Here is a 22,354-nt window from a genome sequence, read left to right on the forward strand (position 1 = left end):
CGATGAAGCCGGTGCGGCTGGGGGATTTATCGGTGGGCTTTGTCCACACCCTGGCCGATGCCATCCACAGCCATGGCCTGGACCCGCAACCGCTGCTGCTGCAATACGGCCTGGACCCGGCGCGCCTGGCCGAGGCCGGCGCCCGCTTGTCGATCCCGCGCTACATGCGCTTGGGCCACGCTGCCATCCAGCTCACCGGCGACCCCGGCCTGGGCCTGCGCATGGGCCAGCTCAGCCGCTTGAGCCAGGCGGGCCTCGCCGGTGTTACCGCGGCCCAGGCGCCCACCGTGCGCGAAGCGGCCCGCACCCTGACGCGCTTCGAAGCCTTGTACGGCGCCAACTATCGCGGCCAGTCTAGCTTTCACGAGGACGCGGACGGCGCCTGGCTGCGCTTCTATTCCATCAGCCCCTACAACGCCTACAACCGTTTTGTGGTGGACTCGATCATCGCCGGCTGGCTGCACCAATTGTCGAGCCTGAGCCTGCAACCGGTGCAGGCGCAACGTATCGAAATCGAGTTCCAGGCCCCCGACTACAGCGAGCGCTACAGCGTGCTGGGGGACTGCCCGATCCAGTTTGGCGCCGAGCACAATCAGCTGCGCCTGAGCCAGCAGACCCTGGCGCTGCGCAACCCGGAACATTGCCCGAGTACCTGGCAATTACTGGTGCAGTTGTGTGAACGGGAATTGGAGCAGTTGACGCGCACCCGCAGCCTGCGCGAGCGCATTACCCGGTTGCTCGGGCCGATGCTCAATGGTGGCCGGGAACCCGACCTGGAAGAAGTGGCGGCACGTCTGAAACTGCCGACCTGGACCTTGCGGCGCAAGCTGGCGGAAGAAGGGACGCAGTTCCGGGCGATTCTCAACGACACTCGCCGCGACCTGGCCATGACTTACATTCGCGATACCGAACTGGCGTTCGGTGAAATTGCCTATTTGCTCGGTTTTGCGTCAGCGGAAGCCTTTCAACGGGCCTTCAAGCGCTGGAACAGCCAGACCCCAGGGGAATTTCGCCGCAGTCAGCGGCATTCCGCCTGACGTCTGTCTTACAGCTCGGTGGCATCATCGGCCGGATCCAGCGGATCCAGTTCAAAGGCGTGGTACTCGAGCAGTTCTTCCTGGTAATCGTCCATTGTTGACTCCTTGTTTTATGAAAAGGGGTTGCTTAATGACCTGCACAACCAGCCTAAAGTGCCGTCATGACGAAAAAATGTCCGGGGCATGACGTTCCTGCACTTCAAGATTAAACGTAGCAGTGTTGGGCGGATTTAGCCGAAGGAATTTTAGATGCAATTGCAATCATTGCAATTGCAATCACGCACCACATTCCATTAGGGTATGAGCACCCGTAGCCAAGCGACCCTGCTCATGACTGCCAGCACCGAACGCGCTGCACTGATCTGTATCGACGCCCTGAACGCAGTGCAGCAGCCCCGCTGCTCGCCCCTGTCCAGCGTGATGACCATGGCCAACACCCTGGAGTCCAGCCGACAGGCGTGGGTGATTCGCGGCCAGTCGCGCGCTCGCCGTGCGGTGAGCTGGCCCGCCTGGTTTGCGCGCAATACCGGGGAAAAGCCCCTGTTGTACCTGCACACGGCGGCTTCATCGGCGCAGTTGCGGGCGTTGTCCAGCGAGGTCCGCCAGCGGGCCATCTTGTGCAACGACAGCAAAAGCCGCGCCTCACCTTCGCTGCCCTTGTGGCTGGCGAGCAATCCCCTCTGTACGCCGTATGACCCGGCCTCCGGCGAGGAAGCCCGGGCGATTGTGCTGGCGGGATTGCAGGCGCTGTATGTCGAGGGCCAGCCGGGCTTTTACTACCTGGCGCTGCATGATCAAAACGACGGGCCGGGGCTCAGCCCGCTGGACCGTGAAGATGCGCTCAAAGGCATGTACCGGGTACGGCGCGCGTACACCAGCGAATTGCGCGTGCACCTGCTGGGCGCGGGTCGGGCGTTTGACGAGGTGGTGCACGCAGCACAACTGCTCGAAACCGATTGGAAGGTCGAGGTGCAGCTGTGGAGCTGCCCCAGCTACACACGCCTGGCCCGTGAGGCGCAGGCAGCCCAGCGCTGGAATCGGCTGCACCCTTTGCTAGCGAAGCGCAGCTGCCATCTAAGGCAGTGCCTGGCCGGGGCTGGCACGCCGGTGATCGCGGTCACGGGCTATCCGCAGCCGATTGTTGATCAATTGGCGGGGCACGTGGATGGGCGGTTTGTGGCATTGGGTGCAGGCTCGGTGGAGGCGTCAGCACCGAGTCGTTACTGGATTGCCACGCTGGCGTTGAAGGCACTGGCGGATGACGGCCGCATCGATGCAGAACAGGTCGAGACCGCCCTGCATCGGTATCACCTGAAATGACGATCTGTGATCCATCACACATCAAATGTGGGAGCGGGCTTGCTCGCGAATACGGTGTGTCAGTCGCTGGACAGGTTGACTGATCCACCGCTTTCGCGAGCAAGCCCGCTCCCACACTGGATCTGCGTCGCCTGGAGTGGTTGCTTCAGGGTTTACGCCGCGCCCGGGTCTGCACGCCCGCCTCCATCGCCAACCCCGCGGTGCGCTCCAGCGCCTCGGCAAAGCCCCGGCGCTGCTCGCTGTCGAGCTGGGACAAAAACAATTCATCCACGCTGCTTTCGTAGATTTTCCACATTTTTTTACGCAACACCCGGCCCTCTTCGGTGATCGAGACAAAAGCGGCCCGCCCGTCACCGTCAGAGCGTGAACGCACCACCAGGCCGTCCTTTTCCAGGCGGTCCACCAGGCGCGTCAGGTTGTAGCGCTCGATGGCCAGCACATCGGCCAGCTCGTGCATGCGCCGGGTGCCATCGGGGCCGCTTTCCAGGCCCCACAAGGCGTCGTACCAGGCGTAAGGCGGCAACCCGGCATCGGCCAGGCGCCGTTCGATTTCACGGATGACCGTCCTGTGGGCCCGAACAAAACGGAACCAGACATCAGGCTCTTTCGACGACATGCAACACCATCCGGGGAATTTCAAGAAGGTTGCAATAGTAGCTCATCCCGCGCTAGATTCAGCCATGTAGTTGCAATTGCAACTACATTCGCAAAGCTCCCACAAGGAGCCCACACGCTGAAATCCGTCCACCCTGGAGCCTGACATGACCCCGAACACTGCAGTACGCCTCGACGACGACCCACAGGAAACCCGCGAATGGCTGGAGTCCATCGAATCGGTGTTGTCCACCGAAGGCCGCCCGCGTGCGCATTACCTGATCGATCAGTTGCTGGATTTCGACGTGGCGCGGCATGGCGACTTCTACGGGCGGGTGACCACGCCTTACGTCAACACCATCCCGGTGGACCGTCAGTTGCCCTACCCCGGCAACCTGGCCACCGAGCGCCGGCTGAATGCGTTTATCCGCTGGAACGCCATGGCCATGGTATTGCGTGCCGGTAAACATTCCGGCGTGGGTGGGCATATCGCGACCTATGCGTCGGCTGCAGTGTTGTATGACGTAGGCTTCGACCACTTCTTCCGTGGCCGCACCGACAGCTTCGACGGCGACCTGGTGTACATCCAGGGCCACTCGGCGCCGGGCATCTATGGCCGTGCGTACCTCGAAGGCCGGATCAGCGAGGCGCAGCTGGACAATTTCCGTCGGGAAGCCGGTGGCGACGGTTTGTCGTCCTATCCGCATCCACGGCTGATGCCGGACTTCTGGCAATTTCCTACGGTGTCCATGGGCCTCGGGCCGATCACCGCCGCGTACCAGGCGCGCTTTATGCGCTACCTGGAATTCCGCGCCCTCAAGCAGCACCAGGGCCGCAAGGTATGGGCGTTTCTCGGCGATGGCGAGATGGACCAGCCGGAATCCCTGGCGGCCATTTCCCTGGCCGGGCGCGAGAAACTCGACAACCTGATCTTCGTGGTCAACTGCAACCTGCAGCGCCTGGACGGCCCGGTGCGCGGCAATGCCAAGGTGATCCAGGAATTCGAAAGCCTGTACCGCGCCGCCGGCTGGAACGTGATCAAAGTGATCTGGGGCGGTGGCTGGGATGCGCTGCTGGAAAAGGACAACAGCGGTTTGCTGCGCCAACGCATGATGGAGTGCGTGGACGGCGACTATCAGAATTACAAGTCGCAAAACGGTGCCTACGTGCGGGAACACTTCTTCGGCAAGTACCCGGAGTTGCTGGCGCTGGTGGCAGATATGTCCGACGACGATATCTGGAAACTCTCACGGGGTGGCCATGACCCCGACAAGGTCTACAACGCCTATGCCGCCGCCGTGCGCCACAGCGGGCAACCGACGGTGATCCTGGCGAAAACCGTCAAGGGCTTCGGCATGGGCGAAGCCGGCGAAGGCCAGAACATCAACCACCAGCTGAAAAAGATGGGCGCCGAGGCCGTGAAAGCCTTTCGCGATCGCTTCGGGCTGGACGTGGCCGACGATCAACTCGCCGAGATCCCCTATCTCAAACCCACCACCGACAGCGAGGAAGCCCGCTATTTCGCCGCCCGCCGTCAATCATTGGGCGGTTACGTACCGGCTCGCCATAGCGCGGTCGAGTCGTTGAAGATCCCGGCGCTGGAAGCCTTTTCCACCCAGCTCAAGGACACCGGCGAGCGCTCGATTTCCACCACCATGGCCTTTGTGCGCATCCTCGGCACCCTGCTGAAGGACCCGAACCTGGGCAAACTGATCGTGCCCATCGTGCCCGACGAATCCCGCACCTTCGGCATGGAAAGCCTGTTCCGCCAGATCGGCATTCACTCCGCTGTCGGCCAGCTCTACACCCCACAAGATGCGGGCCAGCTTTCCTACTACAAGGAAAGCAAGGACGGGCAGATCATGCAGGAAGGCCTGAATGAGTCCGGTGCCATTTCTTCATGGATCGCGGCGAGTACGTCCTACGCCAACCACGGTTTGATGACGGTGCCGTTCTACATCTTCTATTCGATGTTCGGCTTCCAGCGGGTCGGCGACCTGGCCTGGGCTGCGGGTGATGCGCGGGCGCGGGGTTTCCTGCTGGGGGCCACCGCCGGGCGCACGACGTTGATGGGCGAAGGCTTGCAACATGACGATGGCCACAGCCATGTGCTGTCATCAGTGATTCCGTGCTGCATTTCCTATGACCCGACCTTTGCCTTCGAACTGGCGGTGATCATTCGCGAAGGCATGCGCCGGATGTACGTCGAGCAAGAGGACATTTACTACTACATCACCCTGCTCAACGAAAACTACCCGCACCCGGCAATGCCCGAGGGCGTCGAGGACGGGATTCTGAAAGGCATGTATCGGTTGAAGGCGGCTGAAGACACCGCGCAACCACGGGTACAACTGATGGGCAGCGGTTCGATTCTGCGGGAGGTCATCGCCGCGGCGGACTTGTTGCGGGATGACTTTGCCGTGGCCAGCGACGTGTGGAGCGTCACCAGCCTGACCGAGCTGCGCCGTGAAGGCCATGCCGTGGAGCGCTGGAACCTGCTGCACCCGGAAAGCGAACCCCGTACCAGCTATGTAGAGCAGTGCCTTGAGGGCCAGGCCGGGCCTGTGGTGGTCGCCACCGACTACATGAAGATCTTTGCCGACCAGATCCGCCCGTTCGTGCCGGGCCGGCGCTTTGTGGCACTGGGCACCGATGGCTTCGGGCAATCGGATACCCGGGAAACCTTGCGCGAGTTCTTCGAGGTGGACCGTTACTTCATCGCACTGGCGGCCCTGAAGGCGCTGGCGGATGACGAGCTGATCAGCCGCGCCAAGGTGAGCGAGGCAATCAGTCGCTACGGGATCAACGTCGACAAGGCCAACCCCGTAGCGGTGTAGTTACTGCGCAGGCGTCGGCAGAGGCGGAATCGCTTCGGTCGGCGCCGGCAGCGCCGGGTTGGTGGCCTCCGGCGCCGGGGTTGGGGCCGGGGTTTCCTTGGGCGCAATCGGCGCAGGTTCTGCCGGCGGTACAACCGGCTCCGATGCCGCCGGCGTAACCGCCGGTGTCACTGGGGCTGCCGGTGTGGCGGGCAGGTCTTTTGGCGCTTCTTTAGGCGCCTCAACCTTATCGGCCGCCGGAGCCGCCTTCGGTTCCGGGATGCCCAGGTCAGCCTTGGGTTTTTCCGGAATATGCGCAGCCTTTTTCACTTCCTGGGGCAAGAAAACATCCACCAGCGCGAAATAACGCTCATAGAATTTCGGCGCAGACACCGTCTCGCTGGCCACCTTGACCATCGAATCGTCGGTGGAGCCAATCGGCATCGACACCGAGCCCAACACCCCCACGCCCAAACTGGCGGAGTTGTTGACCTTTTTCAGCGCATAGCGGTCCTGCAGGGCGTTGGCGAACATCGTTGAGTGATGATCACCACTGCCATCGTCGGCACACACCACGTTGAAACTGATTTGCAGGTGAGTCTCGCCGGTCTGCTGGAAACTCTTGTTACCCACCACCAGCTTCGGATCGCTGCTGGTGATGATGTAACCCTGGCTCAGCAGCGCACGCCGCGCCGCTTCGCAGGCCGCGGTGTCGCTGACCGGGTAATCACGGGAAAACGTACCGGAGTCGTCGAAATTCTCATGTTCATATATAGCGGTCTTGGGTGACGAGCAGCCCGCAGCGCCCGCCAGCACCAGCGCCACCCCGAGGCTACGCAAGTGAAATGATGTCGACATTGAAAATCCTGAGGAAAACGGTCAGGGCGGTATTGTGCAACAGAACGTGGCCTTGGCGCGCGGATTCCTGTCGGTAAAACGTCACAGCCTTACGGGACGGTGTCTGCAGGAAAAAGCCGCTCGCCCATATGGTCGATAAACACCCGTAATTTCGCCGAGGCATGCCGACTGGATGGCCAGAGCATCCAGAAACTGCCGCTGTGCTCCAGGTAATAGTCCAGCACCCGCTGCAACCGGCCCTGTTCTACCGATTCGCGGACCATAAAGTCTGGCAGGCAGGCAATGCCCAGGCCTTCGTGGGCCACGTGCATCAGGGATTCGATGGTGGTGGAGACCAAGGGCGCACGCAGGATCGGCTCCGGCATGCCCGGTTCCGGGCGCAGTGGCCAGGCTTCCAGCTTGCCGGTGGCGCAGAACTTGTGGCGCAGGCAAGCATGGTTGTTCAAGTCCCGGGGCTGGCGCGGCGTGCCGTGCAGGCGCAGGTATTCCGGGGCGGCCACCAGCACCAGGCGGTAATACCCGAGGTGACGCGCCATCAAGCGCGAGTCCTCGGGCTTGCCGGTGCGGACCACCGCGTCGAAACCTTCCTCGATCACGTCCACCATGCGGTCGGAAAAGTCCACGTCCAGTTCGATCTCCGGGTAAGCCCGCATGAAATCCGTCAGCACCGGCATCAACAGGCCGCGCACTTGCGGCAGGCTGATGCGCAGCTTGCCCCTGGGCGTGGCAGAGGCCTGGCTCAGCTCCTGTTCTGCGGCCTCGACCTCGGCCAGGATGCGCCGGGAGCGTTCGAGAAACAGCGCGCCTTCGCTGGTCAACGTGATGCTGCGGGTGCTGCGGTGGAACAGCCGTACACCCAGGCGTTCTTCGATGCGTGCGATGCTTTTGCCAATGGCCGAGGAAGACACCCCCAACAGTCGGCCAGCCTCGGTAAAGCTGCGGGTTTCCGCCACCTGCACAAACACTGAAATACTGCCGAGGCTGTCCATCGTCTCGCTCCCGAGGATTGCGGACGTTGGCGTCCGATAAGTTCGGAACCTTAGCCTGTTTTTCTCCACCGCGCAGCACCCTACTCTGGCGCCCTGCCCTTTCTTCTGAAAACCGGAGCCCAGCACCATGAGCGACAGCGCCCTACCGTCCCCACGCCTTGCGGCGAACCGTGAACGGCTGCCCCTGGCCGGTCTGCTGGCACTGGCCACCGCCGGCTTCATCACCATCCTCACCGAAGCCATGCCGGCGGGCCTGCTGCCGCAGATGGGCGCCGGCCTCGGCGTTTCCGACGCCTTGGTGGGCCAACTGGTGACCGTCTACGCCCTCGGCTCGCTGCTGGCGGCCATTCCCCTGACCATCGCCACCCGTGGCTGGCGCAGGCGGCCTTTGCTGATGATTGCCATCGGCGGCTTTGCCTTGGTCAATAGCGTGACGGCGTTTTCCAGCGACTACCTGTTGACCCTGGTGGCCAGGTTCTTCGCCGGGGTGTTCGCGGGACTGCTATGGGCGCTGCTGGCCGGGTACGCCAGCCGCATGGTCGCGCCACACTTGCAGGGCCGGGCGATTGCCGTGGCCATGCTCGGCGCGCCGTTGGCGCTATCACTGGGGGTACCTGCCGGGACATTCCTGGGCACCACGGTGGGCTGGCGCCTGAGCTTTGCGATCATGACCGGCCTGACCCTGGTGCTGCTGGCCTGGGTGCGCTGGCAAGTCCCGGACTTTGCCGGGCAACAAGCGCAAAAACGCCTGGGCCTGCTTCAGGTGCTGACACTGCCGGGGATTCGTCCGGTGCTGTTCGTAACCTTCACTTACGTGCTGGCCCATAACATTCTCTACACCTATATTGCCCCGCTTCTGGTCCCTGCCGGGATTGCCGCAGACATCGACCAGGTGTTGCTGGTGTTTGGCGTGGCGGCGCTGCTGGGCATCTGGATGGTCGGCGCGCTGATTGATCAGCGTCTGCGCGCCTTATTGGTGATCAGCTGCGGAATGTTCGCGCTGTCGGCCCTGGCGCTGGCGTTCTGGCTCACCTCCCCGGCCGTGATCTACACCACGGTGGCGTTGTGGGGCCTGGCGTTTGGCGGCCTGCCGGCTTTGCTGCAAACGGCGCTGGCCAAGTCGGCCGGGGATTCAGCCGATGCCGCACAGTCGATGCTGGTAACGGTGTGGAACCTGGGCATCGCCGGTGGCGGGCTGCTGGGCGGCCTGTTGCTGCAAGGGTGGGGAGTCGCTTCGTTTCCAGGGGCCGTCGTCGGGCTATTGCTGCTGGCGTTGGCCGCGACGTTGAAGGCGCCTGCGCTTGCCACAGGCACTTCTTCATGAACACCCGGCAAAAGAGATTTGGACAGCGCCCCGTAGCCGGTTAGTCTTGCCCCCTCTACCACGCCAATACTTAACGGGGGCTCGCTCAGGTGATCAGGCCGAGAATTTTGCTGCGCCGTCGCTTTACCTCCATCCGCTGGCGCACTCGCGTAACACTGTGGGCGGCCGCTACGATTGCCGGGTTGCTGGTCGTGATGTTCGCCAGGCTGGCCGACCTGGCACTGACACAATTTGCCCAGCAGACCGCCGACCGTTCCTGGTTGCCGTTTATCTACACCCCCCTGGTGGGCATGCTGGTGGTGTGGCTGACCACGCGTTTTTTTGCCGGCGCCCAAGGCAGCGGCATTCCGCAGGTCATCGCCGCCACCCGCCTGGCCCACAAAGGCATGCCCGTCAACAAACTGGTATCGCTGCGAATTGCCTTTGCCAAGATAGGCCTTGGCACACTGGCGCTGACCGGCGGCTTTTCAGCCGGGCGCGAAGGGCCATCGGTTCAAGTCGCGGCGTCCATCATGCATTTCTTTCACCGCTATCTGCCCAACGCCCGCATCATCCGCAGCGAAGACCTGATTCTGGCCGGCGGCGCGGCAGGCATCGCGGCGGCGTTCAATACGCCGCTTGCGGGCGTGGCGTTTGCGGTCGAAGAACTGGGGCGAAAGCTCGAAACCCGCACCAGTGGCGTTCTGCTCAGCACCATTATCCTGTCGGGGATGGTTGCTATTGCCTTGCAGGGAAACTACAACTACTTCGGCCACTTCGACGTCCAGGCGATCAAGCTCGACATCATCATTCCGGTGCTGGCCACCGGCATTGGCTGTGGGCTGCTGGGTGGCCTGTTCAGCCGAATGTTGCTTTGGCCTCAGCGTCATCACCGGTTTGTGCTGTGGGAATGGCGCCGCGCTCATCCGGTCTGGTTCGCCGGTGCCTGTGGGATGGTGGTGGCGATTCTGGGTTGGCTCAGCGGCGGCATGTCGTTTGGCAGCGGCTACGGCATCACCTCGCACATCATCGTTTCCGATGTCGGCCTGCCCTGGCATGCGCCGGTCACGCGCTTTCTGGCGACGGTGGTGACTTACTTTTCCGGAATTCCCGGCGGCATCTTTGCCCCGTCCCTGGCCGTCGGTGCCGCTGTCGGTGCCAACGCCGCCGACCTGTTCGGCCTGGCCACTCAACCGATGATCGCCCTGTGCATGGTGGGGTTCCTGGCCGCGGTGACACAGTCCCCGATCACCTCGGCAATCATCGTGATGGAGATGATCGACAGCCACGGGATGGTGATCAGCCTGATGGCCGTTGCACTGCTGGCCAAAGCCGTGAGTTCAAGGATGGGCCCTGAGCTGTATCAGCAGTTGGCGCGCGGCTTTCTACACCCTCCCAGCCCCGATGCTGCGGCTGAAAAGGCCAAGTCGGCGACATGATTGTTTACATATTGCCCGCGAGGTTCCTATCATCGCACCGGGTGCGTTGCTGCATACGGTACAACGCAGGTTAAAGAATAAGCATTGGTCGGGCCGCCAATGGAGAGTTGTCGTGCCTGATAAACACCCTGCTATTCCTCGCCCCCAGGTTCTGGTCGAAGGCGCGTTGTCGGCGCTGGAGCGGTTTTCACGCATCGAGGCAGTCAGCGGCATCGTATTGCTGCTGGCGGCCATCGTGGCGCTGATCTGGGCCAACAGCCCCGTCGCCGATTCCTACGAACACTTCTGGAACACCCCACTCACCATCGGGCTGGGGGACTTCACCGTCTCACGCTCATTGCACTTCCTGGTAAACGACGGGCTGATGACCATCTTCTTCCTGGTGGTGGGCGCCGAGATTCGCCAGGAGATCAGGGACGGCGCACTCGCCAACCTGAAGCTGGCCACCCTGCCCTTGGGCGCGGCACTGGGTGGCGTGCTGATGCCGGCGCTGATTTACACCCTGCTCAACCATGGCACTGCCGCAGCCAGCGGTTGGGCGGTGCCCACCGCCACCGACATCGCGTTTGCCGTGGGGGTGCTGGCGCTGTTGGGTAAATCCATTCCGGCTGGGGTACGCATCCTGTTGCTGGCGTTGGCGATCATTGATGACATTGTCGCCATCCTGATCATTGCGATCTTTTACACCGCCAGCCTGGACTACATGGGCCTGGTGATCGCGGCCTGCGGGTTGGCGCTGGTGCTGGTTTTTCAGCGGATGGGCATCGGCAAGGCCGTTGTGTACCTGGTGCCGGGGGCAATTGTCTGGTTTGGCCTGCTCAAGACCGGCGTGCATCCTACCCTCGCCGGGGTGATGCTCGGCCTGATCACGCCTGTCACGTCCAGGCCCACCCGGGAGCGTCCCCTGGACACCATCGGGCGCACGTTTAACGAGCTGATGGACCGGCTCTCGCAATCGACAGACAGTGCCCATCAGGTCGCCAAACCGTTGCAGCAGTTGAGGCAGGCCCAACGGGAAATGTTGCCGCCGGTGCAACGCATTCAGGCCGGGCTACACCCGTGGGTTGCCTTTGGTGTGATGCCGCTGTTTGCCCTGGCAAACGCCGGGGTCAGCCTGCAAGGGTTCAACCTGGACGACCCGCTGCCCCATAATGTGTTCATGGGCGTCATCCTGGCGCTGGTGCTCGGCAAGCCACTGGGTGTGATGCTGGCGAGCGTGGTGCTGGTCAAACTGAACATCTGCAAACTGCCGGAGGGCGTGACCTGGAACGGCGTCGCCCTGGTAGGCCTGCTGGCGGGGATTGGTTTTACCATGTCGATTTTCATCTCATCCCTGGCCTTCTCTGATCCGGCGCTGCTGTCCGCCGCCAAGCTGAGCGTGCTGACGGCTTCGTCCCTGGCGGCGGTGATTGGCCTGACGTGGGGCAAGTTCAAGTTTGCGCGTTGACTCAATCGCGGGGGGATTGCGGTTGAGTCAAATCGGAAATCGCGGCGACGACCAGTGTCACCATGGCTGCGACCGGGATTTCGCCGTTCAGTCGAATGAAGGGAGTCGTCAGCTGCTTGAGCCAACGCTCATGCCTGGGCCGGCTGCGACCGGCCCGGTTGCCCACCTCGTAGCTCTCGGCCCAGATGAGAAACTTCTGGTGGTTCTCATGCATATCGCCGCCCGACAAAATCCGCGGGCCAAAGCGTTGTGACTCGCGGAGTTTCAAGCGCTCGATTCGCTGGGCCGTTGGCGTCTCAATAAATACCACCAGGCCAGCGTTTTGAATCACCTCGGCCCCCCAGCCATCCATTGATCCGGACAGCACCCAAGGGGAGTCTGCCAGCGCTTGACTCAACAGCACGACCCGCTCTTCTGGCGGGCGTGATTGCTCAAAGGGAGGATCGGTGGGGTACCAATAGTAATCATCGACATCCACATGAGGCAGGTGAAGCCTGTCAGCCAAGGCGCCGCCCAGGGTAGTCACCCCTGCCCCCGAGGCGCCGCTGATATAAATCCGTTGGCTCATGGTTTGGTCTCCTGAACGACCCACCTGAATATTCTATAACGCGGGACGCGGAGCGTCCCTGGCTGCATTCCCACGCAGAGCGTGGGAATGATCAGGCGGAGCGTGGGAATGATCACAAAAAAAAACCCCGGCCTCTTCAGGCCGGGGTCTTTTTATTCAGGCTCTAACGGGATCAGAACTTCTTGATCTCAGCCTTGGTTTCCAACTGCTTGCGATAGGCGGCGAAGTCTTGCTGGCCGACACGGGAGGCGAGGAAGCGGCGGTACTGAGCCTTCTCGTCATCGGTGGGGGCCGCGGCTTCATTGACCGCGTTCAACCGCACGATCATCAGGCTGCCGTCTGGCAGGGTCACACTGGTGAAGGTCGGCTTGTCCTTGGCCGCAGGCTTTGGCATGCGGAACAGGGCTTGCAACACGGTAGGCTCGATACCTTCCTGGCTACGGGTGACCGCTTCGGTGACTTTCCAGGCCTGGCCATCAACCGGCTGGTTCAGCGGTGTCTTGCCATCACGCAGGCTGGCAATCAGCTCGTCCGCGTGAGTCTTCGCCGTAGCGCTTGCGCGCTCCTTGGTCAACTGGGCACGGATGGCCGTGGCAACGCTTTCCAGTGGCAGCTGGGTTGGCTTCAGGTGCTCTTTGGCACGCAGCACCACGATGGTTTCCGGATCCAGCTCGATGGCGGTGCTGTTGGCACCTTCATTCAGTACTTCAGGGCTGAATGCGGCGGTCACCACGGCACGGTTTGCAGCGATGCCTTCGCCACCCTCACGGCCAAACGGCGCGGAGGTGTGCACGGTCAGCTTCAGGTCCGACGCCGGCTGGGCCAGGTCGGAAGCTTCGAATGCAGCGTCTTCCAGTTGCTTGGTCGCGTCGACATAACGCTGTTCAACCTGCTGGGTCTTGAGCTCGCGGGTCAGCTTGTCTTTCAGGCTGGCAAACGTTGGCACTTCGGGTGCTTCAACGCCCAACAGCTTGATCAGGTGCCAGCCGAAGCTGGAACGCACGGGGGCCGAGACCTGATCCTTGTTCAACGCGTACAGCGCTGTTTCAAAGGCCGGGTCGTAGACGCCAGGGCCGGCGAAACCGAGGTCACCGCCGTTGTTCGCAGAACCCGGGTCCTGGGAGAACTCTTTCGCCAGGGCTTCGAACTTCTCACCCTTGGCCAGGCGTGCCTGGATCTCTTCGATCTTGGCCTTGGCCTGTGCGTCAGTGGTCTTGTCGTTCACTTCAATCAGGATGTGTGCCGCGCGACGCTGTTCAGCGAGGTTGGCGGTTTCTTTCTGATAGAGGGCCTGCAGCTCATCGTCCTTCACGGTGACCTGGTCGAAGAAGGAAGCCTTCTTCAATTCCAGATAGTCGATGACCACCTGGTCCGGGGTCATGAACTCTTTGGCGTGCTGGTCGTAGTAAGCCTTGACCTCGTCGTCGGTGAGTTTCACCGCTGCCGGGTTGGCTTTGACGCTGACGGTGGCGAAATCGCGGGTCTGTTTTTCCAGACGGGCAAAAGCCAGCACTTCGGCATCGGTGACAAAACCGCTGCCGGCAATGCCTGCGCGAACCTGGCCGATCAGCATTTCCTGGCTCAGCATCTGACGGAATTGCATGCGGGTATAGCCCAGTTGACGGATCACCTGGTCAAAACGCTCAGCGCTGAACTGGCCATCCACCTGGAATTCCGGTGTTTGCAGGATCACTTGATCCAGTGCCGCTTCGGAGAAAGCAAATTTCGAATCGGCCGCGCCTTGCAGCAGCAGCTTGCGATCGATCAGGCTTTTTAGAGCGGCGTCGCGCAGCAGTTTTTCGTCCAGCAAGGAAGCATCGAAGTCCTTGCCCAACTGTTGCATCAGTTGACGACGTTGCATGTCGACGGCCTGGCCCAGTTCGCTTTGGGTGATTTCTTCACCGTTGACCTTGGCCACGTCCTGCTTGTTGTTGGTCGAAGCCTGAAAAATAGCCTCGATACCGGTGAACGCCATCAATGCGACGATGATCCCGATAATGGTCTTGGCAATCCAGCCTTGTGAATTGTCCCTGATATTCTGCAGCATGCGTCCCCCAGAAACGGTTGAACTTCAAAATTAGGCAACCGTGGAGCGTGGGTAGAGTCCGGATAGAAGAAAGGCGCATCCGAGGATGCGCCTTCTCGTAACTGGCGGAGCGGACGGGGGTTTGAACCCACACCCCCGGCGTGGCGACCCGATGGATACTTGGGTCAGCTGCCGCTCCGCTGCCAGGTCAGACCTGCGTCCGACCCGGATGGGTAAGGCTTGAGCGAAGCTTAGTTAACGGCTTCTTTCAGGGCTTTACCGGCTTTGAAGCCTGGCTTTTTGGCAGCGGCGATTTGCAGAGCCTTGCCAGTCTGTGGGTTACGGCCAGTGCGAGCTGGACGATCGGTCACAGAGAAAGTACCGAAACCAACCAGTACCACAGAGTCGCCGGCCTTGAGAGCGCCAGTGACGGATTCGATTACTGCGTCCAGCGCACGGCCAGCAGCGGCTTTCGGGATATCAGCAGATGCGGCGATAGCATCAATCAGTTCCGACTTGTTCACTCTAAGTCCCCTTATATCTATTGAGTATGATTCTAAGTTTTTTGGTGAAAGCAAAAACCAGTGCTGAATGGCCTACAGACACTTAAGAGCCGCTTTATAACAAGGGCTCTAAAAAGCTGTCAAGGAAGCCCCCAGGCTTAAACGTATTAATGCGTGCTAATTCTTTCCTTAGAGTCAGTCTCGCGTTTTTCGTCCTTTGCAACTATCTCCGGAGCCACATCCGGCAAGGGCTCCGGCGCGTATTGCAGCGCAATTTGCAGGACCTCGTCAATCCATTTAACCGGTTTAATCTGAAGATCCTGCTTGATATTGTCAGGAATCTCCTTCAAGTCGCGAACATTCTCTTCAGGAATGATCACGGTCTTGATACCACCACGGTGTGCCGCGAGCAATTTCTCTTTAAGGCCACCAATGGCCAGCACCTGACCACGCAAGGTGATTTCCCCGGTCATGGCCACATCGGCGCGCACCGGAATGCCGGTCAGGGCTGATACCAGTGCCGTGCACATGCCTACGCCTGCGCTAGGGCCGTCTTTCGGGGTCGCCCCTTCCGGCATGTGGATGTGGGTGTCGTGCTTCTCGTGGAAGTCCAGGGGGATCCCCAGGCTCTTGGCGCGGCTGCGCACCACGGTCTGCGCGGCGGTGATGGACTCGACCATCACGTCACCCAGGGAACCGGTCTTGATCAATTGACCTTTGCCCGGGATCACGGCGGCCTCGATGGTCAGCAATTCGCCGCCCACCTGGGTCCACGCCAGGCCTGTGACCTGACCCACCTGGTCCTGCTGCTCAGCCAGGCCGTAGCGGAATTTACGCACGCCCAGGAAGTGTTCCAGCAGGTCGGCAGTGACCTTCACCGAGAAGCGTTTTTCCAGCGCATGTTCCTTCACGGCCTTGCGGCAGATCTTCGCCAGTTGACGCTCAAGGCCCCGTACACCGGCCTCGCGGGTGTAGAAACGAATGATGTCGCGGATCGCGTCGGCTTCAAATTCGATCTCGCCTTTCTTCAGGCCGTTGGCCGCAATCTGCTTGGGCGAGAGGTATTTGACAGCAATGTTGATCTTCTCGTCTTCGGTGTAACCCGGCAGACGAATCACCTCCATCCGGTCCAGCAATGCTGGCGGAATATTCATCGAGTTGGAGGTGCACAGGAACATGACGTCGGAGAGGTCGTAGTCGACTTCCAGGTAATGGTCGTTGAAATTGTGGTTCTGCTCGGGGTCGAGTACTTCCAGCAAGGCAGAGGCTGGATCGCCACGCATGTCGCTGCCCATTTTGTCGATTTCATCGAGCAGGAACAGCGGGTTGCGCACCCCTACCTTTGTCATCTTTTGAATCAATCTTCCTGGCATCGAACCGATATAAGTCCGGCGATGACCACGAATTTCCGCCTCGTCACGCACACCACCCAGGGCCATGCGCACGAATTTACGGTTTGTTGCGTGGGCAATCGACTCCGCCAGCGAGGTTTTACCCACACCAGGAGGACCGACCAGGCACAACACCGGGCCGCGAATCTTCTTCACGCGCTTTTGCACGGCGAGGTATTCGAGGATGCGTTCTTTGACTTCTTCGAGGCCGTAGTGATCGGCATCGAGAATGTCTTCAGCGCGGGCCAGGTCCAGTCGAACCTTGGTCTGGGCCTTCCACGGCACTTGCACCAACCAGTCGATATACGAACGAACCACGGTGGCTTCGGCCGACATCGGCGACATTTGCTTGAGCTTGTTCAGCTCGGCGGTGGCTTTGGTCAAGGCGTCTTTCGGCAGGCCGGCGGCATCGATGCGCTTTTTCAGCTCTTCGATTTCGTTATGGCCTTCTTCGCTGTCACCCAGCTCTTTCTGAATGGCCTTCATCTGCTCATTCAGGTAGTACTCGCGCTGGCTGCGCTCCATTTGCTTTTTGACACGGCCGCGAATGCGCTTCTCAACCTGCAGCAGGTCAATTTCGGCATCCAGCAGCGCCAGGACGTGTTCGACCCGGGCCGACAAATCGATGATTTCGAGAATGTCCTGCTTCTGCTCGATTTTCAGCGCCATGTGCGCGGCCATGGTGTCGACCAGGCGGCTTGGCTCATCAATGCTGTTGAGGGAAGAGAGGACTTCTGCAGGGACTTTCTTGCCCAGTTGCACGTATTGCTCGAACTGGGACAGCAGGCTGCGCACGAACACTTCAGATTCGCGCTCAGGGGCGTCGACTTCGTCGATCAGCGCCACTTCGGCACGCAGGTGGCCGTCCACTTCCATGAAGCGCTCGACCGCACCGCGCTGCTCGCCTTCCACCAGCACCTTGACGGTGCCATCAGGCAGCTTGAGCAGTTGCAGGACAGTTGCAACGGTACCGACGCGATACAGGGCATCTTCGCCCGGATCATCGTCAGCAGGATTTCTCTGGGCCAGCAGCAGGATCTGCTTGTCGCCCGTCATCGCGGCCTCGAGGGCTTCGATAGACTTCTCGCGCCCCACGAACAGCGGGATAACCATGTGCGGATAGACGACGACATCACGCAACGGCAGGAGAGGCAATTCGATGGTTGTCTTCATGATTTCGCCTCTATGACAGATGAAAGTAAGCTTGAAACCAAGATGGGGGCTGCCTGCAAAAAAAACAAGCGTAATGGCATCAGTTAAACGCAGTAAAAACAAAGGGGCCCCTTAAGGCCCCTTTATTTTGTACAGCTCGGCGGTGCAACGCTTACGCGTCTGGCGCAGCCTTGGCAGCCGGCTCACTGTTTTCGTAGATATACAGTGGCTTGGACTTGCCTTCTATAACGCTTTCGTCGATCACCACTTTACTCACCTCGGACTGCGAGGGGATTTCGTACATGGTGTCGAGCAGTACGCCTTCGAGGATCGAGCGCAAACCACGGGCGCCGGTCTTGCGCTCCAGTGCCCGCTTGGCCACCGATTTGAGCGCGTCAGCACGGAACTCGAGGTCCACACCTTCCATCTCGAACAGCTTGGCGTATTGCTTGGTCAGGGCGTTTTTCGGCTCGGTGAGGATCTGCATCAGCGCAGCCTCATCCAGCTCGTCCAACGTCGCCAGGACCGGCAGACGGCCAACGAATTCCGGGATCAGACCGAACTTGACCAAATCGTCAGGCTCGACTTCACGCAGGGATTCACCGACTTTCTTGCCTTCTTCCTTGCTGCGTACTTCTGCACTGAAACCAATGCCACCGCGGGTGGAACGGTTTTGAATAACCTTTTCCAGACCGGAGAACGCACCGCCACAGATGAACAGGATGTTGCGCGTATCAACCTGAAGGAATTCCTGCTGTGGATGCTTGCGGCCGCCTTGTGGCGGTACGGAAGCAACCGTGCCTTCGATCAGTTTCAACAACGCTTGCTGCACGCCTTCACCGGAAACGTCCCGGGTGATCGACGGGTTGTCGGATTTGCGCGAAATCTTGTCGATTTCATCGATGTAGACAATGCCCATCTGGGCCTTTTCCACGTCGTAATCGCATTTCTGCAGCAGCTTCTGAATGATGTTCTCGACGTCTTCACCTACATAACCGGCCTCGGTGAGGGTGGTTGCGTCGGCGATGGTGAAGGGAACGTTCAGCAGGCGAGCCAGGGTTTCTGCAAGCAGGGTTTTACCCGAACCTGTAGGACCGATCAGCAAGATGTTGCTTTTGCCGAGCTCGACATCGTCACTTTTCTTGTCACGCTGGTTCAGACGCTTGTAGTGGTTGTACACCGCTACGGCCAGAACCTTCTTTGCACGCTCTTGACCAATCACGTATTGATCAAGGATGCCGCTGATTTCTTTAGGCGAAGGCAATTTATGCGCGCTGCTTTCGGCCTGGGCTTCCTGCACCTCCTCACGGATGATGTCATTGCACAGGTCGACGCACTCGTCGCAGATAAAGACCGAGGGGCCGGCAATCAACTTGCGTACTTCATGCTGGCTTTTGCCACAGAAGGAGCAATAGAGCAGCTTGCCGTTGTCCTCGCCGTTGCGGGTGTCAGTCATTCGTTCGATCCAAATCCGATAGGCTTGCAACACAAGATGAAGGCTATTGAGGGCTTTTTCAAGCCCACTGGTGGTCGGACCTGCCGACCAGCCTTATTTTGAGCGGCTTATATTAAGCGGGGCGCTTTTCGATCACTGCGTCGATCAACCCGTACTCACGTGCGGCTTCGGCGCTCATGAAGTTATCGCGGTTGGTGTCGCGCTCGATCTCTTCCAGGGTATGCCCGCTATGTTTGGCCATCAGCGTGTTGAGACGCTCACGAATGAAGAGGATTTCCTTGGCGTGGATTTCGATGTCCGACGCCTGGCCCTGGAAACCGCCCAGTGGCTGGTGAATCATCACACGTGAGTTCGGCAGGCAGTAACGCTTGCCCTCAGCACCAGCGGTCAGCAGGAAAGCACCCATGCTGCACGCCTGACCGATACAGGTGGTCGATACGTTCGGCTTGATGAACTGCATGGTGTCGTAGATCGACATGCCCGCTGTCACCGAACCGCCCGGGGAGTTGATGTAGAGATGGATGTCCTTGTCCGGGTTTTCCGCTTCAAGGAACAGCAGCTGCGCACAGATCAGGTTGGCCATGTAGTCCTCTACCGGACCAACCAGAAAGATCACTCGCTCCTTGAGCAGGCGCGAGTAGATGTCGTAGGCGCGTTCGCCACGAGCAGATTGCTCGACAACCATCGGGACCAGGCCGCCAGCGGCCTGGATATCAGAGTTCTGCTGAATATACGAATTACGGAACATGCTCTGCAGTTACTCCCAAATAGTCATGTCTTGAATACGCATAAGCCAGCGCGAGGCTGGCTTATGGGTGTATTTTCAAACGAGTTGAGCGATCAGTCGGCTTGTGCTGCTTCAGCCGGCTTGACTGCTTCTTCGTAAGAGACCGCTTTATCGGTCACCTTAGCCTTCTGCAGAACAGTATCCACAACTTGCTCTTCCAGCACAACCGAACGCACTTCGTTCAGCTGCTGGTCGTTCTTGTAGTACCAGGACACAACAGCCTCAGGCTCCTGGTAGGCCGACGCCATTTCCTGGATCATTTCGCGAACGCGGGTTTCGTCAGGCTTGAGGTCGAACTGCTTGACCACTTCAGCCACGATCAGACCCAGTACAACGCGGCGCTTGGCTTGTTCTTCGAACAGCTCGGCCGGCAGTTGGTCAGGCTTGATGTTGCCACCGAACTGCTGAACAGCCTGCACGCGCAGACGATCAACTTCGTTGGACAGCAGGGCCTTCGGCACTTCGATCGGGTTGGCAGCCAACAGACCGTCCATCACCTGGTTCTTGACCTTGGACTTGATGGCCTGACGCAGCTCACGCTCCATGTTCTTGCGAACTTCGGTGCGGAAACCTTCGATGCCTGTTTCCTTGATGCCGAACTGGTTGAAGAACTCTTCGTTCAGTTCTGGCAGCTTAGGCTCGGAAACGGTGTTGACCGTCACGGTGAACTCGGCGGCTTTGCCAGCCAGGTCCAGGTTCTGGTAGTCAGCCGGGAACGTCAGGTTCAGAACGCGCTCTTCGCCAGCTTTAGCGCCAACCAGGCCGTCTTCGAAGCCAGGGATCATGCGGTTGGAACCCAGCACCAGTTGGGTGCCCTTGGCGGAGCCGCCAGCGAATGCTTCGCCGTCAACCTTGCCAACGAAATCAATGTTCAGCTGGTCTTCGTTCTGGGCAGCACGATCGGCCACTTCAAAACGGGTGTTCTGCTTGCGCAGGATTTCCAGCATGTTGTCCAGGTCCGAATCGGCTACGTCAGCGCTCAGGCGCTCGATAGCGATGGATTCGAAACCGGCAACGGTGAACTCAGGGAACACTTCGAAGGTGGCGACGTATTCCAGGTCCTTGCCTTTTTCCAGCACTTTCGGCTCAACCGAAGGAGCGCCGGCCGGGTTCAGCTTCTGCTCAACCACAGCTTCGTAGAAGGAAGACTGGATGACATCGCCTACCGCTTCCTGGCGTGCATCAGCTTCATAACGCTGACGAATCACGCTCATTGGCACCTTGCCCGGACGGAAGCCGGCAATCTTGGCCTTTTGGGCAGTCTGCTGCAGACGCTTGTTGACCTGAGTCTCGATGCGCTCAGCCGGCACGGTGATGCTCATGCGGCGCTCAAGAGCAGAAGTATTTTCAACAGAAACTTGCATGGATATTCCTCGTTGCACAGACGTTAGCCGGCCGTTTCCGACCCCAGAATCAAGGGCATGCATTCTAGTGGGTCAAACTCAAGAAGTCACCCTACTGAAAACGGGTAAAAAAACAGCAGGCCATTTATAGGTACAAATGCACGGATGCACTTCATCCCGGTAGCAAATACAGCTCATCACGCCAAGGCTCTGGGCCGACCCTTCTATATATAGAAGGAGCGGCCAATCCTTACCTGGCGGTCGACCCCGCAACCGGGATCGACGGGCACAGCAGCAGCATCGAGAAACATAAATACGACGAAGCGTCCTGCCCCTGCGGCCCGAAACTGGCGGCCGCACTTAAAACTCAAAGCACTCAAACAAAAACGGCACAGCCCTTTGCAGGTGCTGCGCCGTGATCTGCTATTAAATAGCTGCACTGACCCTCTGCAGCCGGATCAGCTCTACGCGTTCAAAACCGGCAACGATTCTAACGCCAAGGCATTGAGAATGCTTGTTTTTTCTGACCTGCCGCGGGCACTAGCGTTCCCCGCAGGCCTGGTACTTCTCAATCGCCTCAAACACCCGGATACGCGCGCGATGCAGCAGCACCCTGGCATTGGATAAGGAAACCCCCAGCAACTCGGCAATTTCCTCCAATTCAAGCCCTACTCGCTCTCGCAGCACCAACGCACTGCTTTGAAGCACCGAAAGCCCCTGCAACGCCTGCTCGATGCATTGCCGCAACTCATCTTCGCTGACCAGCGCCTCCGGCGTGTCCTCATGCCAGCTCAACAACCCTTCCTGCCACTGCCCGTCGACCGCACAAAAACGCTCGGCTTCAAAACCACAAAACCCATCATCCAGGGAAATTTCCCGTCGATTCAGGCCATACCGGCATTTCGCCTTGTTCGCCGTAATCGTCAACATCCAGGTCTTGAGGCTTGATCGCCCCTGAAAACCGCCAAGCCCCCTGACGATCGCCAGCCACGCATCTTGAACCACGTCATCGACATGCCGATGCCCGGCGATGGCCGATGCGACCGCCCGCATCGCCCCTTGGTGAGTGCTGACCAGGTCGCAATAGGCCATTCGCTCACCCTGCAGAAGACGGCTGACCAACTGCGCATCATCCCTGGCACCCAACCGGCTTTCATTCTGCTGTAGCGCGCTCATTTATTCGCCCTCGACGGATGAAGGGGCCCGGGCCTACGCAAGACCATCCCCCGCAGATAGATACGCATCACGTCAGGTTTCGGATGCAGCAGGCCCGCGACTTAATCGAGGAGATAAAAAACAGCGCAAAAAAAAAGGTTCTTCACGGA

Annotated in this window: 17 protein-coding genes; 6 read left to right on the forward strand and 11 right to left on the reverse strand. The window is 59.9% G+C overall.

Going from position 1 to position 22,354, the window contains the following annotated elements; genetic code table 11:
- Window positions 1–2 precede the first annotated feature (2 nt).
- Together HX855_RS24590 and HX855_RS24595 are read left to right on the forward strand one after the other, a co-directional pair.
- A complete protein-coding gene (locus tag HX855_RS24590) occupies window positions 3–1,037 on the forward strand; it encodes an AraC family transcriptional regulator (RefSeq protein ID WP_177089118.1) in 1,035 nt (344 codons plus the stop codon).
- 300 nt (window positions 1,038–1,337) lie between these two features.
- A complete protein-coding gene (locus tag HX855_RS24595; protein ID WP_177089117.1) occupies window positions 1,338–2,357 on the forward strand; it encodes a pyruvate dehydrogenase in 1,020 nt (339 codons plus the stop codon).
- 145 nt (window positions 2,358–2,502) lie between these two features.
- Here HX855_RS24595 and HX855_RS24600 read toward each other — a convergent pair whose 3' ends face one another.
- The gene (locus HX855_RS24600) at window positions 2,503–2,973 is read right to left on the reverse strand and encodes a MarR family winged helix-turn-helix transcriptional regulator (RefSeq protein WP_177089116.1); all 471 of its coding nucleotides are present in this window, start codon (window positions 2,971–2,973) and stop codon (window positions 2,503–2,505) included.
- Window positions 2,974–3,118: 145 nt separating this feature from the next.
- On the opposite strand from HX855_RS24600, the gene aceE reads away from it, so the two are divergent.
- The gene (aceE, locus tag HX855_RS24605) at window positions 3,119–5,788 is read left to right on the forward strand and encodes a pyruvate dehydrogenase (acetyl-transferring), homodimeric type (RefSeq protein WP_177089115.1); all 2,670 of its coding nucleotides are present in this window, start codon (window positions 3,119–3,121) and stop codon (window positions 5,786–5,788) included.
- On the opposite strand, the gene HX855_RS24610 is transcribed toward aceE, so the two are convergent.
- Together HX855_RS24610 and HX855_RS24615 are read right to left on the reverse strand one after the other, a co-directional pair.
- Complete coding sequence (locus tag HX855_RS24610; protein ID WP_177089114.1) at window positions 5,789–6,625, reverse strand: DUF2242 domain-containing protein; 837 nt, start codon at window positions 6,623–6,625, stop codon at window positions 5,789–5,791. It abuts the gene before it with no gap.
- Between the two features lie 89 nt (window positions 6,626–6,714).
- Window positions 6,715–7,614 (reverse strand): LysR family transcriptional regulator, encoded by a 900-nt coding sequence (locus HX855_RS24615; protein ID WP_177089113.1) that lies wholly within the window; start codon window positions 7,612–7,614, stop codon window positions 6,715–6,717.
- A gap of 127 nt (window positions 7,615–7,741) precedes the next feature.
- On the opposite strand from HX855_RS24615, the gene HX855_RS24620 reads away from it, so the two are divergent.
- From HX855_RS24620 to nhaA, 3 genes are all read left to right on the forward strand, one after another.
- Complete coding sequence (locus HX855_RS24620) at window positions 7,742–8,938, forward strand: MFS transporter (protein ID WP_177089112.1); 1,197 nt, start codon at window positions 7,742–7,744, stop codon at window positions 8,936–8,938.
- 89 nt (window positions 8,939–9,027) lie between these two features.
- Window positions 9,028–10,356, forward strand: coding sequence for a chloride channel protein (locus HX855_RS24625; RefSeq protein ID WP_177089111.1), 1,329 nt, complete (start codon window positions 9,028–9,030; stop codon window positions 10,354–10,356).
- 112 nt (window positions 10,357–10,468) lie between these two features.
- A complete protein-coding gene (nhaA, locus tag HX855_RS24630) occupies window positions 10,469–11,803 on the forward strand; it encodes a Na+/H+ antiporter NhaA (RefSeq protein WP_177089110.1) in 1,335 nt (444 codons plus the stop codon).
- Window position 11,804: 1 nt separating this feature from the next.
- Here the strand turns inward: nhaA and HX855_RS24635 are convergent, their stop codons facing one another.
- The 8 genes from HX855_RS24635 to HX855_RS24670 form a co-directional block, all read right to left on the reverse strand.
- The gene (locus HX855_RS24635) at window positions 11,805–12,371 is read right to left on the reverse strand and encodes an AAA family ATPase (protein ID WP_177089109.1); all 567 of its coding nucleotides are present in this window, start codon (window positions 12,369–12,371) and stop codon (window positions 11,805–11,807) included.
- A 172-nt stretch (window positions 12,372–12,543) separates the two neighbouring features.
- Window positions 12,544–14,418, reverse strand: coding sequence for a SurA N-terminal domain-containing protein (locus HX855_RS24640; protein ID WP_177089108.1), 1,875 nt, complete (start codon window positions 14,416–14,418; stop codon window positions 12,544–12,546).
- Window positions 14,419–14,648: 230 nt separating this feature from the next.
- On the reverse strand, window positions 14,649–14,921 hold the full coding sequence (locus tag HX855_RS24645) for an HU family DNA-binding protein (protein WP_003174819.1): 273 nt from the start codon (window positions 14,919–14,921) through the stop codon (window positions 14,649–14,651).
- A gap of 146 nt (window positions 14,922–15,067) precedes the next feature.
- A complete protein-coding gene (gene lon, locus HX855_RS24650) occupies window positions 15,068–17,464 on the reverse strand; it encodes an endopeptidase La (protein WP_177089107.1) in 2,397 nt (798 codons plus the stop codon).
- A gap of 151 nt (window positions 17,465–17,615) precedes the next feature.
- Window positions 17,616–18,899: an ATP-dependent Clp protease ATP-binding subunit ClpX gene (gene clpX / locus HX855_RS24655; protein ID WP_003207856.1), complete on the reverse strand. Its 1,284-nt coding sequence runs from the start codon at window positions 18,897–18,899 to the stop codon at window positions 17,616–17,618.
- Between the two features lie 112 nt (window positions 18,900–19,011).
- Window positions 19,012–19,647: an ATP-dependent Clp endopeptidase proteolytic subunit ClpP gene (gene clpP, locus HX855_RS24660; protein WP_003174822.1), complete on the reverse strand. Its 636-nt coding sequence runs from the start codon at window positions 19,645–19,647 to the stop codon at window positions 19,012–19,014.
- A gap of 92 nt (window positions 19,648–19,739) precedes the next feature.
- Window positions 19,740–21,050, reverse strand: a complete 1,311-nt coding sequence (tig, locus tag HX855_RS24665; protein ID WP_177089106.1) for a trigger factor — start codon at window positions 21,048–21,050, stop codon at window positions 19,740–19,742.
- A 519-nt stretch (window positions 21,051–21,569) separates the two neighbouring features.
- Window positions 21,570–22,175 (reverse strand): RNA polymerase sigma factor, encoded by a 606-nt coding sequence (locus HX855_RS24670; RefSeq protein WP_177089148.1) that lies wholly within the window; start codon window positions 22,173–22,175, stop codon window positions 21,570–21,572.
- Window positions 22,176–22,354 lie beyond the last annotated feature (179 nt).

Source organism: Pseudomonas sp. IPO3778 (assembly GCF_013386825.1).
GTDB lineage: Bacteria > Pseudomonadota > Gammaproteobacteria > Pseudomonadales > Pseudomonadaceae > Aquipseudomonas.